Annotated in this window: 18 protein-coding genes and 3 pseudogenes; 14 read left to right on the forward strand and 7 right to left on the reverse strand. The window is 64.9% G+C overall.

Going from position 1 to position 16,806, the window contains the following annotated elements; all coding sequences use genetic code 11:
- The coding region (locus tag ACZ60G_RS29930; protein WP_465814188.1) for a quinone oxidoreductase family protein at positions 1-293 on the reverse strand (293 nt) is incomplete at its 3' end.
- Between the two features lie 360 nt (positions 294-653).
- Positions 654-1,247 carry a TetR/AcrR family transcriptional regulator gene (locus ACZ60G_RS29935; RefSeq protein WP_465814190.1) on the reverse strand — a complete coding sequence of 198 codons (594 nt, stop codon included), beginning with the start codon at positions 1,245-1,247 and terminating at the stop codon, positions 654-656.
- Positions 1,248-1,262: 15 nt separating this feature from the next.
- On the opposite strand from ACZ60G_RS29935, the gene ACZ60G_RS29940 reads away from it, so the two are divergent.
- The 6 genes and pseudogenes from ACZ60G_RS29940 (at position 1,263) to ACZ60G_RS29965 (ending at position 5,819) form a co-directional block, all read left to right on the forward strand.
- A complete protein-coding gene (locus ACZ60G_RS29940) occupies positions 1,263-1,742 on the forward strand; it encodes a DUF4345 domain-containing protein (RefSeq protein WP_465814192.1) in 480 nt (159 codons plus the stop codon).
- Positions 1,743-1,744: 2 nt separating this feature from the next.
- Positions 1,745-2,488, forward strand: a pseudogene (locus ACZ60G_RS29945) (SDR family NAD(P)-dependent oxidoreductase).
- 86 nt (positions 2,489-2,574) lie between these two features.
- On the forward strand, positions 2,575-3,489 hold the full coding sequence (locus ACZ60G_RS29950; protein ID WP_465814194.1) for an alpha/beta fold hydrolase: 915 nt from the start codon (positions 2,575-2,577) through the stop codon (positions 3,487-3,489).
- Positions 3,486-4,178, forward strand: coding sequence for an SDR family oxidoreductase (locus tag ACZ60G_RS29955; protein WP_465814196.1), 693 nt, complete (start codon positions 3,486-3,488; stop codon positions 4,176-4,178). The genes ACZ60G_RS29950 and ACZ60G_RS29955 overlap by 4 nt, the downstream gene beginning before the upstream one ends.
- Positions 4,175-5,176 (forward strand): NADP-dependent oxidoreductase, encoded by a 1,002-nt coding sequence (locus ACZ60G_RS29960; RefSeq protein ID WP_465814198.1) that lies wholly within the window; start codon positions 4,175-4,177, stop codon positions 5,174-5,176. The genes ACZ60G_RS29955 and ACZ60G_RS29960 overlap by 4 nt, the downstream gene beginning before the upstream one ends.
- A gap of 199 nt (positions 5,177-5,375) precedes the next feature.
- On the forward strand, positions 5,376-5,819 hold the full coding sequence (locus ACZ60G_RS29965; RefSeq protein WP_465814199.1) for a tyrosine-type recombinase/integrase: 444 nt from the start codon (positions 5,376-5,378) through the stop codon (positions 5,817-5,819).
- Between the two features lie 122 nt (positions 5,820-5,941).
- Here ACZ60G_RS29965 and ACZ60G_RS29970 read toward each other — a convergent pair whose 3' ends face one another.
- From ACZ60G_RS29970 to ACZ60G_RS29980, 3 genes are all read right to left on the reverse strand, one after another.
- On the reverse strand, positions 5,942-6,973 hold the full coding sequence (locus ACZ60G_RS29970; protein WP_465814201.1) for an ABC transporter permease: 1,032 nt from the start codon (positions 6,971-6,973) through the stop codon (positions 5,942-5,944).
- Between the two features lie 35 nt (positions 6,974-7,008).
- Positions 7,009-7,968, reverse strand: coding sequence for an RNA polymerase sigma-70 factor (locus tag ACZ60G_RS29975; protein WP_465814203.1), 960 nt, complete (start codon positions 7,966-7,968; stop codon positions 7,009-7,011).
- Between the two features lie 110 nt (positions 7,969-8,078).
- A complete protein-coding gene (locus ACZ60G_RS29980; RefSeq protein WP_465814204.1) occupies positions 8,079-9,269 on the reverse strand; it encodes an NAD(P)/FAD-dependent oxidoreductase in 1,191 nt (396 codons plus the stop codon).
- 276 nt (positions 9,270-9,545) lie between these two features.
- Here ACZ60G_RS29980 and ACZ60G_RS29985 point away from each other — a divergent pair, with 276 nt between their 5' ends.
- The 3 genes and pseudogenes from ACZ60G_RS29985 to ACZ60G_RS29995 form a co-directional block, all read left to right on the forward strand.
- Positions 9,546-9,923, forward strand: coding sequence for a DoxX family protein (locus ACZ60G_RS29985; RefSeq protein ID WP_465814206.1), 378 nt, complete (start codon positions 9,546-9,548; stop codon positions 9,921-9,923).
- Between the two features lie 91 nt (positions 9,924-10,014).
- Positions 10,015-10,191: a hypothetical protein gene (locus ACZ60G_RS29990; RefSeq protein ID WP_465814208.1), complete on the forward strand. Its 177-nt coding sequence runs from the start codon at positions 10,015-10,017 to the stop codon at positions 10,189-10,191.
- Positions 10,181-10,243: pseudogene (locus ACZ60G_RS29995) on the forward strand (hypothetical protein); the annotation flags it as partial. The gene ACZ60G_RS29990 and the pseudogene ACZ60G_RS29995, both read left to right, overlap by 11 nt.
- Before the next feature lie 45 nt (positions 10,244-10,288).
- Here the strand turns inward: ACZ60G_RS29995 and ACZ60G_RS30000 are convergent.
- Positions 10,289-10,744 (reverse strand): hypothetical protein, encoded by a 456-nt coding sequence (locus ACZ60G_RS30000; protein WP_465814209.1) that lies wholly within the window; start codon positions 10,742-10,744, stop codon positions 10,289-10,291.
- A gap of 194 nt (positions 10,745-10,938) precedes the next feature.
- Between ACZ60G_RS30000 and ACZ60G_RS30005 the strand changes: the two genes are divergently transcribed.
- Genes ACZ60G_RS30005 through ACZ60G_RS30015 form a run of 3 tightly spaced genes read left to right on the forward strand, consistent with a single transcriptional unit; the run spans position 10,939 to position 14,031 of the window.
- Positions 10,939-11,778: an SDR family NAD(P)-dependent oxidoreductase gene (locus ACZ60G_RS30005; protein ID WP_465814211.1), complete on the forward strand. Its 840-nt coding sequence runs from the start codon at positions 10,939-10,941 to the stop codon at positions 11,776-11,778.
- Between the two features lie 32 nt (positions 11,779-11,810).
- A complete protein-coding gene (locus tag ACZ60G_RS30010) occupies positions 11,811-13,289 on the forward strand; it encodes an amidase (RefSeq protein ID WP_465814213.1) in 1,479 nt (492 codons plus the stop codon).
- Positions 13,279-14,031 carry a winged helix-turn-helix transcriptional regulator gene (locus ACZ60G_RS30015; RefSeq protein WP_465814215.1) on the forward strand — a complete coding sequence of 251 codons (753 nt, stop codon included), beginning with the start codon at positions 13,279-13,281 and terminating at the stop codon, positions 14,029-14,031. The genes ACZ60G_RS30010 and ACZ60G_RS30015 overlap by 11 nt, the downstream gene beginning before the upstream one ends.
- On the opposite strand, the pseudogene ACZ60G_RS30020 reads toward ACZ60G_RS30015, so the two are convergent.
- A pseudogene (locus ACZ60G_RS30020) lies at positions 13,997-14,576 on the reverse strand (SDR family NAD(P)-dependent oxidoreductase); the annotation flags it as partial. The gene ACZ60G_RS30015 and the pseudogene ACZ60G_RS30020 overlap by 35 nt on opposite strands.
- A 182-nt stretch (positions 14,577-14,758) precedes the next feature.
- Between ACZ60G_RS30020 and ACZ60G_RS30025 the strand changes: the two are divergent.
- Together ACZ60G_RS30025 and ACZ60G_RS30030 are read left to right on the forward strand one after the other, a co-directional pair.
- Positions 14,759-15,850 (forward strand): alkene reductase, encoded by a 1,092-nt coding sequence (locus ACZ60G_RS30025; protein ID WP_465814217.1) that lies wholly within the window; start codon positions 14,759-14,761, stop codon positions 15,848-15,850.
- Positions 15,851-15,922: 72 nt separating this feature from the next.
- Entirely contained in the window at positions 15,923-16,774 is an 852-nt protein-coding gene (locus ACZ60G_RS30030; RefSeq protein WP_465814219.1) for an alpha/beta fold hydrolase, read from the forward strand.
- Positions 16,775-16,806 lie beyond the last annotated feature (32 nt).

A 16,806-nucleotide genomic window follows, 5' to 3' on the forward strand; every position in this document is an offset into this window, starting at 1 on the left:
TACTGCGCATACCCGCCAGCGCCGGGCGTCGCGAAAACGGCGTCTCCGACGTTCAACCACGAGACCCCTTCCCCGACAGCGGCAATGGTGCCCGCTACTTCTCCGCCGAGGGTGAACGGCGGGGGTGACGGCTCTGGATAGTCATCGCCTCGCCGGCGCATCACATCGGCGAAGTTGAGACCCACAGCTTCGATTCGGATCAGAACTTCACCGTCCGCGGGTGTTGGATCTGGCACATCTTCATAGACCAGGACCTCAGGCCCTCCGGTGCTGTGGAATCGCACTGCCTTCATGACTTGCTCCGCCTCACTATTACGACGACCCTTCCTCTTGCGCGTGCCGACTCGAGTGAGTCGTGGCCGGGTGCCGGCGCCTCCAAGCGCAGGAACCTGTCCAACACCTCACCCGAATCAATTGGTCGTGTTCCCTTGTGTGTGAGCACCTTTGGCGCTCAGGAACAAACGAAAAGCGACTCGCACAGCCGTTTCCGCCGACCTCAGCCGGTGAATCCGGTCCCACGATGGTCTCAGTCCGACACTTCGGATACTTGACTTGATGCGACCAATGTTTGACATTTGGCGACGGCGATGAATCCGAGTGCACGCATGACCCGCTGATGAGCGCGGCGCTAGGCGGGTCAGCCCACAGGGTCGTTAGGCCCCGGCTTGGTCGAGGAGCGTCTGCACGGCCTTACGCGCGTGTGTCCACGGAGCCGGGTCGTCAAGAGAGGTGGACAACGCAGCCGCACCTTCGTAAAGGACCCCGAGTTGGTTCCCGAGCAGAGTGGGTTTGGCGGCACCGGCTTGACGGGCCAGCTTGATCAGGCCCTTGATGTAGTTGCGCTTGTGTTCCTGGACGATGTCGTGAATTTCGGGCATGACGTCAGCGGCCTCGACCGCCGCGTTGTGGAAGGGGCAGCCGCGCATCTGCCCGCCCGGAGACGGCGTGGCGAACAGGGCGAGTATCCGCTCGCGAGGTGTGCGGTTGGCCGCGTCCGGTCCGGGCCGGATGGGGTCATCGACGAGTTGCTGGATAGAACGCAGATACTCCTCGACGACGGCAGCCTTGCTCGGAAAGTGTTGGTAGAGAGTTCGCTTGGAGACCGATGCTTCGCTGGCGAGTCGCTCGACGCCCGTTGCGTTGATGCCCTCGCGATAGAACAGTTCGGCGGCCGTGTCGAGGATGCGCTGTCGTGCGCCGCGGCCGCCGCGACCATTGGTGGACGGTGCATCTTGCTCAGTGGTCATAGGGCGAGTATACCGATGGGTTTACATCGTGCACAAAGGCGTGTAGCGTCCTCCGATCAAGCAGGTACACCGACCGGTATATTGGGAGTGGGCGTGACACACCAACGTAGTAGCAGTCGTCGGGGGTTGCAGAGGACGCTGGCGGTGCTCGCGGCGATACCGACGGCCAGCGCGATCGGAGAGATCGTTCGGGGTCCGAAGGGGGTCCCCGGCGGTTCGCCGGACGTGGCGCCGACGGTGGACAGTGCTCTGCGATATGCGAATGTTTTCAAATTCGCCGTCGGACCGATCGTGTGGTCTCAGCTCGCACGTGTCGAGCAGTCGTCGGCCGTGACCTTGGCGCTGTCGACCATCTTCGTCGGCGGCCTGGCGCGAGTGCGGTCATGGCAACAGAGCGGGCGACCACATCCCATCACGGTGTCCGCAATAGGGCTCGAAACCGTCGGGGTAGCGGGTCTGCTGATGTGGCAACGGCGCCTTTCCAAGGCAGTGTGACCATGCCGTCCGTGTTGGTTACCGGTGCAGGCCGAGGAATCGGTCGTGCAATCACCGAACACATGAGCAGCCGAGGATGGGACGTCTACGCCACCGCCCGATCCGACGCGGCCCTGGACAGCCTCGATCGCATGCCGAACGTGCACGCGATCGCTCTCGACATCACCGACAGATCCGCCATCGCGGCGCTCCTCGATCGGCTTCCACTGAGCTCAACGGCGGCGTCAACAACGCAGGGATGATACTCAGATAAAACTCAACGGGCCGGTCGAGAGGCTATTCCTCGATGACCTGACACGGCAACTCGACGTTAACGTCATCTCCCAGATCGCGGTGACCCAGCCGCTCTGCCGAAGATTCGTGCTGCGCGCGGCCGGGTAGTGTTCACGCCCTCAGTCAGCGGCTTGATCACCACACCGGGCACCGGCGCTTACAACGCATCGAAGTACGCGATCGAATCGTTTGCCGATGCACTGCGGATGGAGTTGCGCCCCTGGCGAATCCCCGTCTCACTCATCGAGCCAGGACCCATCCGTACCGATATGCGGGGCGACGTGCTCACCGATTGCTCACCAAGATCTTGGTTAAGCGTCCGCTTGAAGACCGATGGCTTCCTCGCGATTGGTCCGACGCCGGTGGTGCACCCCCTCGAAGCGAGGACAGCTCTGCCGATGCGTCAACACGCGATGCGGAGGCTACCTTCGCCGCGAATCGGTCCCGCACCTCATGAGCGGCGTCATAAATGAAAGTACACCGGGCAGTTTACCGATTGACGAACCGCGTGCTATCGTCGCTTCAGTAAGTAAACCGTTCGGTATACAAAGAGGAAATCATGGCAACCAGACGAACCCCCCGGCACGACCCCGCCAGTCATCCGCGCAACGCGAGCGCGCGCTGGGGCGTTACTTCGTACCAGAACGCACCGACGAGATCGGTTTCGGTCGGCGGCACCCGGTTCGTCTACCGCGAACTCGGCCTCGATACCGGCGTACCGGTGATCTTCGTGAATCACCTGGCCGCCAACCTCGACAATTGGGACCCCCGGGTTGTCGACGGCATCGCGGCCAAGCACCGCGTGATCACCTTCGACAATCGCGGCGTCGGCGGCTCGGAAGGCAAGACACCCGACACGGTCGAGGCAATGGCACACGATGCCGTCGCGTTCATCCGAGCACTGGGCTTGGACAAGGTCGATCTGCTCGGGTTCTCCATGGGCGGATTCATCTCGCAAGTGATCGCCCAGCAGGAGCCCGCGCTAGTGCGCAAGATGATCCTCGCCGGGACGGGACCAGCTGGAGGCGAAGGCATCACCAACGTGACGAAGCTGACCTATCTGGACACGTTCCACGCGTACGCCACTTTCAAGGATCCCAAGGAACTGCTGTTCTTCACGCGAACCGCCCACGGCAAGTCGGAGGCGAAAGCATTCATCAAGCGGTTGAAGGAACGCACGAACGATCGGGATAAGGCGATGGCGATCGGAGCATTCCGCACCCAGCTCGAGGCGATCCACACCTGGGGTCTGCAGAAACCGGCCGACCTGTTGTCCACCATCCAGCATCCTGTGCTGGTGGCCAACGGTGACGACGACCGCATGGTGCCGACCAGCAACTCTTATGAGCTGGCTCGGCGTCTGCCCAATGCGACGCTGCGGATCTACCCCGACGCTGGCCATGGCGGCATCTTCCAGGCCCATGAGCGTTTCGTACCCGAGGCCCTCGCATTCCTGGGAGCGACGATTTCATGACTTCGCTTGCCGAGCAGACAGTGCTGGTCACCGGAGCTAACCGCGGCATGGGCCGCGAATACGTCGCGCAACTGCTCAGTCGGGGAGTGACGAAAGTCTATGCGGCTGCCCGTGATCCGCGGACAGTCGACGTCGCGGACCCGCGCGTCGTTCCACTTCAGCTTGATGTCACCGACCCCACGTCCGTGGCGGCGGCGGCCGAATCAGCCTCCGATGTCAGTGTCCTGATCAACAACGCCGGCATCGTCCGCGGCACCTCAGTTCTTGGGCAGGACACCTCCAAACTGCGCGAAGAGATGGAGACGAATCTTTTCGGTCCGCTGGCGATGGCCTCCGCTTTCGCCGATCGGATTGTGGAAAAGTCCGGTGCCATTGTGAATGTCGCCTCGGTGCTCGCGTGGCTGCCCATCGGCGCGAGCTATGGGGTGACCAAGGCGGCGCTGTGGAGCGCCACGGACTCGATGCGGCTTGAACTGGGGTCGCGTGGGGCGCAGGTGGTGGGCGTCTACGTGGGACTCGTCGATACCGACATGACCAAGTTCAACGATGGTCCCAAATCCGATGCCGCCGACGTAGTCCGTCAGGTCCTCGACGCAATCGAGTCCGGGGCCGACGAGGTGCTCGCCGACGAAATGACCCATAAGGTGCGGGCGCACCTGAACAAGCCGATACGGGAACGCCTGTCATGAAAGCCTTCACGATCGATCGCTACAAGAGCAAGGACGGCGGTCGGCTCGTCGACATGCCGCAGCTGGCGGTCGGGGACAACGACGTACTCGTTCAGGTGCATGCGGCCGGCGTGAATCTACTCGACCCCAAGATCGCGGACGGAGAGTTCAAACTCGTTTTGCCGTATCGCTTTCCGCTGATTCTCGGCAACGACGTCGCTGGTGTCGTGGTCGAGGTCGGAGCACGGGTACGCCGCTTCAAGCCCGGTGACGAGGTGTATGCGCGGCCGGACAAAGACCGGATCGGCACGTTCGCGGAGTTCATCTCCATGGGCGAAGGCGATGTGGCGGTCAAGCCCAAGAACCTCAGCATGGAGGAAGCCGCTTCACTTCCGCTGGTGGGCCTGACCGCTTGGCAAGCACTGGTCGAGATAGCCGACGTCAAGGCCGGGCAGAAAGTCTTCATCCAAGCAGGTACCGGCGGCGTCGGCACGTTCGGGATTCAACTGGCGAAACACCTGGGTGCGACAGTGGCTACCACAGCGAGCGCCGCCAATTTCGACTTGCTGAGAGATCTCGGCGCCGATGTCCTGATCGATTACAAGACTGAGGACTTCGAAACCGTGCTGCATGGTTACGACGTGGTTGTGCACAGTCAAGACGCCATGACCCTGGATAAGTCGTTGCGGGTGCTGAAGCCGGGCGGGAAACTCATCTCCATATCGGGACCGCCAGACCCGGCTTTTGCCAAAGAAATCGGCGTGCCGTGGTTCGTGAAGCTCATCATGGGGGTCTCGAGCTTCGGCGCTAGGAGAAAGGCCAAGCGACTCGATGTGACGTTTTCCTTCTTGTTCATGAGGGCGAACGGCAATCAATTGAGCCGGATCACCTCCCTCATTGATGAGGGCGTCATACGTCCGGTCGTGGACAAGGTGTTTGCCTTCGATGAAACCAAAGACGCACTGGCATACGTCGAGACAGGCCGGGCCAAGGGCAAGGTCGTCGTCAAGGTGCGGTAAGCAGACGCGCTTGACCATCTAGGTTTCGCTCGTGGCGTTGAGGTCGTCGCACATCACGTGCGGCTGGTGCGAACCGGGGCCTCGGCCGGTGGGCGGGCACCTCCGCAGGCGGGAGCTTGAAGATCAGCCGGCCACCGCTGGCGGCGTCAAACTGACCCACTACCCAGCCGTCCAGTTCTCGGTGCGCTGTGTTTGTTCCATGAACCGCCGCGCCACCGTGGTCCGCAAGGGCGGCGGCCGCGACGTGATCTATTGGCAGACCGGCACCGCGCGGTTGCTGCCGCGGTTGGTCGCTGGTCGTGAACGCGGTCCGCTGTTCCTGACCGATCGCAAGGCGAAACCGTCTGTGGCACTGGCCGATGTCGGCCCGAGCACGCAACGTGCCCGGTTGTCGTACCGGCGGGCGGCGACCCTGTTCGAGGAACACACCGAGCGGATGAAGCGGGGCCCGTTCACGCTGCATCAACTACGGCACAGCAAACTGACCCACGCCGCGGAGGCCGGTGCCTCCACCCCGATGCTGATGGCGTTGTCCGGGCATACGTCGGTGCGCAGCCTGGCCAAGTACACCAGGGTGTCGGCCGAGGCACTGGGACGATGGCAGGGATCGACGGACCCCGCATCGCGGCGTCGAGACCGGTGAAGGAGGCCGCTGTCGGAGCGGCCCTGGGCTAGCGAGACGGTGCGGCCGGGTCGGGCAGGCCGACGAAGAACTCGGTGAGTATCGCGTTGTCTTCGTCGCTGCGGGTCACGTGGCGACGGGAATTACGCTTGCTGATACTCCTTTCGAACTGCACGTTCAGGGTTCGAGGTGGCGTGGTGTGCGCGCAGGCCGTCGATCAGGCAGAGCGCCGCCCCGAGTGCGGCCCAGACGACCAGGACGGTGACGGCGGGGGTAGCGCCGTGGCCGTAGAAGAAGGCGGTTGATCGCAGTAGCCGACCACCTGCCCCGGGCGGCAGCAACTGCCCGAGTGCGCCGGACCAGCCGGGCAGCATTTCGGGGGCGGTGGCCGTCCCCGAGAGCGGGTTGCCGATGAGCATCATGATCACGGCGCCGATCCCGATTCCGGCGTATCCGAACACCGATTCGAGCCCGAGGACGGTCAGGGAGACCGCTGCGATGCTCAGTGCGACGGCGCCGGCATTGGCCGGGTAGGACCCGTTGAGCGAGCCGAACCAGAACTGCAGGATCCCCGCCACGGCTAGGCCGGCGGTGACCGCGAAGGCCAGTGTCCCGACGACGCGGCGACCGGCGCCGCGCACGAGCCTGGTCAGCAGCACCGCGGCGAGCAGGCCACCCATGACCAGCGGCAGGGCACCGGCGGATAGGCCGGCGCCGCGCGGGTCGTCGGTGGGCAGGGCAGCGAGGTCGCGGACCGCCACCGGCGTACCGGCATTGGCGTTCTGTCCGAGTCCGGTTGCCATGGTCTGCAGGGTTTGGGCGACCGCGGTGCTGGCGGCGGAGGCGACGATGACCTGCGGGGTGCCGGAGCCGAGATCTATCGCCCCGTACACCTGCCGGTCGCGGATGAGTTGTTCCGCGCTCGCGGTGTCGGCGACTTCGGTGAGGTCGAAGCCGCCCGGCGCACGCTGCTCGAGCGCGGTCCGGACCTGGGCGACTGCGATGGTCGGTCCGGCGACGGCGATCGGCACATCGTGCACGGAGGACCGCACCGACGGCCAGGCGAAGGCGATGAGCAATACGCTGGTGATCGTCGTGAGCACGACGACCGCTCCGGCCACGGTCGGCCATCGTGACGGAAGCGTATCGGTGGCGAGCGGTGCCCGCGTGGTCATGTCTACTCCCTTGAGTGGTCGGGTCGTGGCCGGTGTCAGCGCAGGGTGAGTGGGGTTTCGGCGTCGATGTGGGTCAGCTTGTGCGGGTTGCGGACGAAGTAGAGGCCAGTGATGCGGGTGTCCTCGACTCGCACCGCGAGGACACCGTCGAATTCCCCATCGACGTGCAGCGCCAATGCGGGACTGCCGTTGATCGCGGTCGGTTCGACGGTGAGCGCGACGTCGTGCTTGGTGAGGCCCCCGACCATGAACCGCGCCACCTTGTCCGCGCCGATGACGGGCCGTGGGGTGGCCTGCTTGATGCCGCCGCCGTCGCTGATCGCCACCACCTCGGGGGCGAGTACATCGAGCAGGCCCTGCAGGTCCCGGGACTCGAGCGCGCGCCGGAACGCTTCGACAGCCGCCTGCGCCTCGCCCGCGGTGACCGCGCGGCGCGGTCGGCGGGCTTCGACGTGGCGGCGGGCGCGGTGGGCGATCTGGTGCACGGCGGCGGGGGATTTCTCTACCGCGGCCGCGATCTCGTCATAGCCCAGCCCGAACGCTTCTCGCAGCACGAATACCGCTCGTTCGGTCGGGGTCAAGGTCTCGAGCACGACCATCAGACCCATCGACACGCTTTCGGCGAGTTCCACATCGGCGGCCACGTCCGGAGTGGTGAGTAGCGGCTCCGGCAGCCAGGAGCCCACGTACGCCTCCCGGCGGCGCTTCACCGAACGCAGCCGGTTGAGCGCCTGCCGCGTGGTGATCCGCACCAGGTAGGCGCGCAGGTCGTCGACGTGTGCCGCGTCGACGCCGACCCAGCGCAACCAGGTTTCCTGCAGGACGTCGTCGGCGTCTGCCCTGGATCCGAGCATCTCGTAGGCGACGGTGAACAGCAGATTGCGATGTGCGACAAACGTTTCCGTCGCCGCGAGGGTGGCGCGGTCACCGTCGCCGAGGCTCGCGGCCTCGCCTTCGGCCCGCCGTCGCGCACCGGATTCATCTGTCGTGTGCATGAATTCCTCTCCTGGAGATGGTCGTGGGCCGGCGCGGGCGCACGATGCGCAGCCTTCTCGATCCGAACGCTGCCGGACCGTGCCGCTGGTGGTAGCGGCGAAACCAGCGTCTACGCGCTCGATGTCGTCACGTTCTCGTTCCGGGCTTGCAGCAGGGCGGGCCGGTGTTCACCATCCTTCGGCCAGTGGTGCGAGCCGGGCTTGTGTGCCTCGGTCACCAAATGCTTGACGCTGGCGGCGCAGGAGAACTCCTTGAGTTTGCGGCCCATGAACCCGGTGAAGTACAAGCGCTTTGCCGTGTCGTCCTTGTGCAGGAGTTGGAAGATCCCGGTATCGCGGCCGAAACTGAAGCACATGGCCTGGAATGCCAGGTCGACCGGTGTCGGCCGCTCATCTGCGATCCGGGCCAGCACCGTGTCGGCGGCGTGGGCGCCCAGGCATCCAGCGATATAGGCACTCATCCGGAACGGCACGTCCGACGGCGCCGACGCGTCGCCCGCCGCGATGATGCGATCACTGTCGACGCTGGTCAGCGTCTCGTCGGTGAGCAGCCGCCCGGCAGCGTCGGTGCGCAACCCGCTGCGCTCGGCAAGATCGGGCACACCGAAACCCGCAGCCCAAATGGTGACCTCACTTGCCAGACTACGGCCGTCACCGAGTTCCACGGATCCCGACTTCACCGCGGTGACCGACGTGTTCGGGCCTTCGATCACCTCGACGCCCAGTTTGGTGAGGTATTTGCGGGCTGTGCGCCGAGCGCTGGGGTGCAAGGCCGGGCCGACGACATTGCCGCAGACCAGCCTGACGCTGCGGCCCTGTTCCGCGAGTTCCGCAGCGGTCTCGGTACCAACCGGACCGCCCCCGACGACCGTCACCGTGGCCGTCACAGGCGTGTCGAAGAGCACCGACCGCAGCCGCTGCGCGGCCTCCAAAGTTGCTACCGGATAAGCGAATTCGGCCGCGCCCGGCACCTGCGGTCTGCTGGTGAAGCTGCCTACCGCGTAGATCAGGTAGTCGTAGCCGATGCTGCCGCCCTCGGCGAGGGTCACAGTGCGCCCGGTCGCGTCGATCTGCGTGACATTGTCGATCACCAGCTCGACGTCCTCGGCGAGTACCTCTTGGTAGTCGACGACCGCATCGTGGGTCCCGCCCACCAGCTGGTGCAGCCGCAGCCGTGGTACGAAGACCTGCCGCGGATTGATCACGGTCACCGTGACGTCGTCGCGCTGCCTCAGACGATTGGCCGCCATCACTCCGGCGTAACCGCCGCCGACCACGACTACCTCGATGCTCTTACCCATGGTGATCTCTCCTTCGATCCGGGGTGGGTCGGAAACAAGACACCGCATCGAGGAAAATCCTGACAACTTGTGAAGCAGATCACAGCATTGTTCGGTCTGTGGGCTCGCCGTGCGATCGACGCACCGGGGTTCCGTATGGCGATCGTCAGTCTGATGAGGCTCCGCGAAGTGATCCACATCACTGGTCAAGGCTGTCAGAAAATCGCGACTGGCGGTGTCTCGTTCAGCAAGCACACACCAGGTCCTCCCGGACCACCTCAAATCTTAAGGAACCTCATGAACCTCGCCCTCTGGATCGTTGCCGGGCTGCTTGGCGCCCTCTCCCTGTTCAGTGGCGCCACCAAAACGTTCTTGCCTAAGTCCAAGCTGGACGAATCAACGGATTGGACCGAGAGCGCAAGCGCCGGTTTCGTCAAATCTCTCGGGGTCCTCGAGATCCTGGCCGCGGCGGGCCTGATCCTGCCCGCCGCGTTCGACATCGCACCGGTGATGGTGGCGGTGACAGCCGTCTGCTGGATTCTGTTGATGATCGGCGGAATGATCACCCACGCCCGCTACGGGCACTACAAAAACGTCGCGCTGTGTCTCGCCCTCCTCGCTGTGGCCGCCTTCGTGGCCTGGGGCCGTTTCGGCCCCGAGTCCTTCACCAGCTGATCCAAGTAAGTCGCCGGCGGGTCGCGACCCGCGGTTCGGCAGCACCACCGCAGACCACGGCGTTCCCGGCGTCGACGAGCACGCCTACCATGTGGCAGCGCGGCTGGCCGCGCTGCGCCTGCGGGCACGCCTGGACGAGGGCGGGCAGGTGCTGGTGGTCGGCGGCAATCTGACCGCGATCGAGGCGGCCACCGAGCTCGCGCGACGATCCGCGCCGTCGCGCAACCGAACTCGCATTCCTGCACGCCACCGAGGCGCTGCTCAATGAGGGGGCGTCCTATGCGGACCTCGCCGTCAGTCGCATCGCGGAACGTGCGGGCCGTACCAAGACTGCGTTCTATGCGCATTTCGAGGATCGCCGCGAGTTATTGCTGGCACTCGTCGAAGAGGTCGGCGACGAGGCGTTCGCGGCTATCGAACCATTCCTGGCGGTTGGCGGCCCTGTCGCATATGACCAGCTCACGACATCGACAGTGGGCCTGCTCGCGACCTTCCGCGACCACGCGACCCTGTTGCGGGCGGTCATCGAGGCCGCGGGGTAGGACGAGGGGATAGCCGCGTACTGGGACGGTGTGCTCGGTCGCTTCGTCGATGCCGCGCGAGAGCGATTGCGAGCCGAGGGATTCGGCGAAGCCGAAGCGGCGACGACCGCCACCGCGCTGATCTGGATGACCGAGCGTATGTGTTACCAGCAGGCCGTCCGCGGCGGCACGGGCCTCGACGATCCTGCGGCGGTCACCGGTATCAGCGACGTGTGGTGGAGCGTGTTGTGCACCGCGCGGACGGGTGCCCTGCGGCAGCGCTGAAGGGGCCGCCCGCATGAGTCATACTATACATTTCGTATAGTTAACTGTAGCGTGCGCCACATGCCTCAGTCATCGACCTATCGACGCCAAGCGCCCCCTCGAGTTCTGCTGCCCGGCGTACTTCACCAACTCGGACCTCGGCCCCCGATATCTGGCGCGCGAAATCCACTGGCCGCCGTATGCACCAGCAGGCACGGAGGACAGCTGGCATGAAGCGTTATTCACTCTCGGACAAAGTCGTCTTGATTACCGGTGCCGGTCGCGGGCTCGGCGCGGCGACGGCCACCGCACTGGCGGACCGCGGGGCACGGGTGGTGCTGGCCGACATTGATCCGTCCACCGCGCAAGGTGTTGCGGCGACCCTTCCGAGTGGACGGGCGCTGGCGCTGAAATGCGATGTCACCCAACTCGATTCCGTCCAGGAAGCCGCGCTGCGAACGCGTGCGGAGTTCGGCCGAATCGACGTGGTGATCGCCAATGCGGGCATTCTCGGGCGGAGTGCCACATTCAGCACGCTCACGCCCGACCAAGTGCGAGGCGTGATGTCGGTGAATGTGGACGGAGTCGTCAACACGGTTGCGGCCACGCTGGATTCGGTGATCAGTAGCCGCGGACAGCTCGTATTGGTCAGTTCGGTTTTCGCGTTCATCAACGGGGTGGGCGCGATCCCGTATGCGATGAGTAAGGCAGCCGTCGAGCAACTCGGCCGGGGCCTCGGCGTCGAGTTGGCGCACCACGGAGCGTCGTGCATGACGGCGTACTTCTCGCTGATCGAGACCGACATGATCCGGCAGGGCGTGGACGCTGATCCCCAAGTCCTCGACCTGCTTTCGGCGTCGTCGCCAGACTTTCTGTTGAAGCGAATCCCCGCCGCAACGGCTGCTGCGGCGATCGTCGCCGGGCTGGAACGTCGGCAACGTTCCATCACTGTCCCCGGCCGTTGGCAGCCCTTTGCCGCACTTCGAGGTGTGGTCGGACCGATCCTCGACGCGAGGCTCGCACGTGATGCCTCCGTGCAGCGAGCCGTTGCCCAACTCGAGAACCGCTAAGTCGTTGTCGATGAACATCTTTGGAGAACACCATGTCTGATGATCTTGCGTTCGCGCCCGCACACGAGTTGCTTGCCCTCCTCGGCGGCGGTGACATTTCGAGTAGCGAGCTCGTGGACCGCTATTTGCAGCGAATCGAGAAGTACGACCGGCTCCTGAACTCGGTGGTGACGTTGGATCCCGAGCGGGCCCGCGCCGAGGCGGCCGAGGCGGACCAACAGCGTGCCGGTGGCAGTGCGCCGCTGGGACCTCTGCACGGATTGCCGATCACCGTGAAAGACAGTTACGAAACGGCACGCATGAGGTCTGTTTGTGGCCGGCGCGACCTCATCGACAATGTGCCGACGCGGGACGCGGAACCGATTGCGCGGCTGCGCCGGGCCGGGGCGGTCATCATGGGCAAGACCAATATGCCGCCCGGAAACCAGGACGTACAGGCCGACAATCCCGTCTTCGGTCCGACGAACAATCCATGGAACCGCGCACGCACATCCGGTGGTTCTGCCGGTGGAGGCGCGGTGGCGACCGCAGCCGGTCTCACCGCCTTCGACTTCGGCTCGGAAATCGGCGGCTCGACCCGAATCCCGTCACACTTTGTCGGCTTGTACGGCCACAAGGCGACGTGGCGGTCGATCCCCTTGGTCGGCCACCTCCCACCAGGTCCCGGGACCGGTCGCTGGGCCGAGCCCGATCTCGCCTGCGCGGGCGCTCAGGTGCGCGACGCCCGCGACCTGGTTCCCATCCTCGCCGCGACGACTGGCGCCTTGACTCGTGATGGCGGCTTCAGCTACCAGCTCTCGGCGCCCAGAGCCACCGCGTTGAGCGACTTCCGCGTCGCCGTCTGGTTCGACGACCCGGGCTGCCCCATCGACTCCGAGGTCAACGCCGCCGTGGTCGACGCGATCGAGATCCTGAAGCGGGTCGGCGCGAAGGTGGAGATCCAGCCTGCCGCGCTGCCGGTCGACATCGCCGAGTCGCACAGAGTCTTCGAACCGTTGGTGTACGGACAGCTTTCTGGGGATCGCACCGGCATCACTCCGGCCTCTGGTGCCGCCATGATGGCGCGCATGGTGCAGGACCCGCGAGGAGCGGCCACCCGTGCGTTTCGAGGCACATTCCAGTCGCACTACGCGTGGATGCGGGCCGACGCCGCGCGTCAGGAGATCCGGGAGCGGTGGTACGAATTCTTCCGCCAGTTCGACATCGTGCTCATGCCGGTTACTCCCACGGCCGCACCCGCGCACCACAACAAGCTGATCGATCGATTCGGTCGGCGATTCGAGGTCGACGGCGTCGCCCGCTCCTACTGGGCCCAGGTCAAATGGTGTGCCATCGCCAATATCGCCGGAGCACCCGCCACCACGATTCCCGTCGGCCTGGGCAAGTCCGGGCTTCCGGTGGGTCTACAAGCGATGGGGCCCGCCGGGGGTGATCTGACAACGATCGAGTTCGCGGCTCTGCTGGGCGAGCAACTCGGCGGATACATTCGCCCTCCGGACTATGCCGGGTGACCGCGGAGCCGAGTTGGTGCAGAGTCGATCCACGCCCTTCCCTACACTCGGTTCAGTGGAGAAGTCTCGTCTATATGGGCAAGGGTGTCCGCTTGCGAGCGCCTTGGATGTGCTCGGCGAACGATGGACCCTGCTGATAATTCGGGAACTGCTCCTGGGACCCAAGCGGTTCACCGATCTCGGTGCCAAACTGCCTGCTGCCGGACCGAATCGCCTGACGAGTCGACTTCGTCGACTCCAAGGCGTCGGTATCGTCGAGAAGACCTCCGGTGGTACCTACGCGTTGACAGAGTTCGGAGAGGGCCTGCGGACGCCGGTCATCGGCTTGGGTCTGTGGGGGCTGGGGTTGATGTCGGAGGGGATCGACACGGAAACGGCGCGACCCGACATGGTCGCGCTGTGTATGACTGCCGCGGTCACCCCGAATCTCTTGTCGGGCTTGGCTTTCGAGTGCGAGGTGCACGCGTACGAGAGTTCCGAGTCCGAGGCGCATGCTCACGAGGTCTTCACGATGAGCGTTCGTGACTCTGCGTTGTCGGTGGTGTCCGGTCCATCGGAATCGGAGTCGCCGGTCAGGCTCTACTGTTCGTCGGTGACCTTCATCGCGTTGAGCATGGATACGCTCACCTTGGCGGAAGCGCGCAGGACTGGCGCGGCGCGAGTCTCTGGAAAGGGTGCGGGCCTCCCGAAGCTGTTCGCGGCGTTCGCGGCCACGACCCGGGAGCTCGAGCCAGCTCTGTGAGCGAGGCCGGCTCTGATGTCCCGTCAGCGCCCATATAGACGCCCATCACCTGGACGCCGTGGGGCAAGTTCGGTGCGCATGGAGTCCGTCGCACTCCGCATCGCTGCCTTCGATACGCCATAGCTCGCGCCGACGGGAAGCCATGCGAGAACCGACGAGACGTTGACGATGGCGCCGGAGCGCTCGGCGATTCGGTCGGCGAACGCGGAAGCCAGTGCGAGCGGGCCGAACAGGTTCGTCTCCAGCTCCGCGCGAAGCCTGGCCGTGGACCGGCCCAGCACCGAAGCTCCGTGGGCACTGCCCGCGTTGTTGATCAGAACGCTGACATCGGTTGCGGCCTCGGCCGCTTCGGTGACCGAGGCCGCGCTGGTGATGTCGAGGTACAGCGCAACGATGCGCGGGTCTGCCACGTGGATCTGCTGCGGGTCACGGGCGGCGGCATAGATCTTCGTCACCCCGCGGCCGAGTAGTTGCTCGACGTATTCGCGGCCCATGCCGCGATTGGCTCCGGTGACGAGCACCGTCTGATCGATGAGCGAAGTCATGGCATCCTCCCGGATTGCGTAAACCGATCGGTGTACATTGATGAGGCTACCTGGTTCGGCGGGAGCTTCACAACGGGCTTGGTTGCGGAATCGGATAGTAAATACTATCGTTTTTTAAAGTGAACGGATCGGCTCTGCCCCGTTCGTCTTTCGACACCCACCCCAATCAGGAGGATCACCGCATGTCTGTTGCTTTCAAGCCAGTACGAATCGGACCTTGGGATCTGCCGCAGTCTTTCGTCATGGCGCCGCTGACTCGTAGCCGTGCGGGGGAAGGCAACGTGCCCACGGCGATGAACGCCGAGTACTACACCCAGCGCGCCGGGGCGGGACTGATCGTCACCGAAGGCACTGCGCCCAGTGCCGTCGGCCAGGGCTACCCCACCGTGCCAGGGCTCTACACCGACGAACAGGTCGCGGGGTGGCGGCTCGTCGCCGAGGGCGTGCACGGCGCCGGTGGCACGATCGTGGCCCAATTGATGCACGTCGGGCGGGTCGCCCATACCAGCAACAAGGGCGGTGAGGACACGATCGCGCCCAGTGCTGTCCAGGCTCCCGGCCAGATGTTCACGCTGACCGGCATGGTCGATCACGATGTGCCCCGGGCCATCGAGACCGGTGAAATCGCCGGAATCATCGCCGAATTCGTCGAAGCCGCTCGCAACGCGATCCGCGCCGGTCTCGACGGCGTCGAGATCCACGGTGCGAACGGCTATCTGCTGCATCAGTTCCTCGATCCGACCGTCAACCTCCGCGATGACGAATTCGGCGGCACGCCAGGGAATCGGGCTCGTTTCGTCATCGACGTGGTCGCGGCGGTCGCTGAGGCGATCGGTGCGGACCGGGTCGGGCTGCGGCTCTCGCCCGGTCATCAGTTGAACGGCATCGGCGAGGTGTCAGGGGCCGACCTCGACGAGACGTATCAGGCGGTCGTGGATGGGATCGCGCCGTTTGGTCTGGCGTACCTGAGCATTCTGGCCAGCCCGTTCGAGTCCCTCGAACCGCTCGTTCGTGACCTCCGCGCGCGGTTCGGTGGCTCGGTGCTCTTGAACCTCGGTGCTACACCGGTGCCGACGTCGCTGGAGACGATCGAGGAACTGCTCGACAAGGGTGTGGCCGACGCCGTCGTTGTAGGTCGTGCCTTCCTCGCCAATCCCGATCTCGTAGAGCGTTGGCGCACCGGCGCGGAGCTGAACGAGGTGGACTACACCACGCTGTACGGCGGCGGACCGCGCGGATACACCGACTACCCGAGTCTCGCCGAGATCGCCTGAGCCGCAGGCTTTTTCATGCCGCAGCTGGTAGTCGCGCAACGATTGCCCGCACCACACCCTGAGGAGAACGATATGAGTACCTACACACCCGTCAACGCCGCCGAGGACAAGCATGTCGATGGGGCGTCTGCTCGTTTCACCTACCGCCGGATCGGCCCGCGCGGCGGAGTTCCATTGGTGCTGTTGCACCGCTTCCGTGCCACCGTCGACTGGTGGGATCCTGAGTTCCTCGACATCCTCGCCGCCGAGCGTGACGTAATCCTGTTCGACAACATCGGTATCGGATACACCGGCGGCGAAGCCCTCACCTCCGTGGAGGGGTTCGCCGCGGGCGCGATCGACTTCATCGAAGCGCTGGGGTTGACCGAGGTCGACCTGCTCGGCTGGTCGTTCGGCGGTGTCGTCGCGCAGGCGGTCACGCTCACGCGACCCGATCTCGTTCGCAAGTTGATCGTCGCGGGCAGCGGATCGGGTCTCGCCCCGAATATGCCGACCATCAGTGAACGGGTCCTGGGAATCATGGCCAAGCCGGACGCCGATCTCGACGACATGCTGTATCTGTTCTATCCCGAAACCGAAGAGGCGCGAAAGCTGGGGCTCGAGCACTTCGACAAGGTCTCGGCCGCGATGCCGACGGACGCACCGGCGGTCAGTGAAGCCGCCGCTATGGGGCAGCTTCAGGCAATCACCGCGGCGTTGGCGACGCCGTGGGAGCAGGTTGTCGCGGGGCTCGAAACGATTCGGCAGCCTGTGCTCTACGCCAACGGTTCGCACGACGTCATGATTCACGCCTTCGCGTCTTACTCCGCTGTGGAGCACCTCCCGTCGGCCAAGTTGGTGCTGTACAGCGACGCCGGCCATGCGTTCCTGTTCCAGCATCTCGCGGAATTCACGGCCGAGGTGAAGTCTTTCCTCGCCGACTGAGCCTCGTTCTCGCGGACACCTGTCGCTCCCTC

This window comes from Nocardia sp. NPDC102475 (assembly GCF_055584605.1).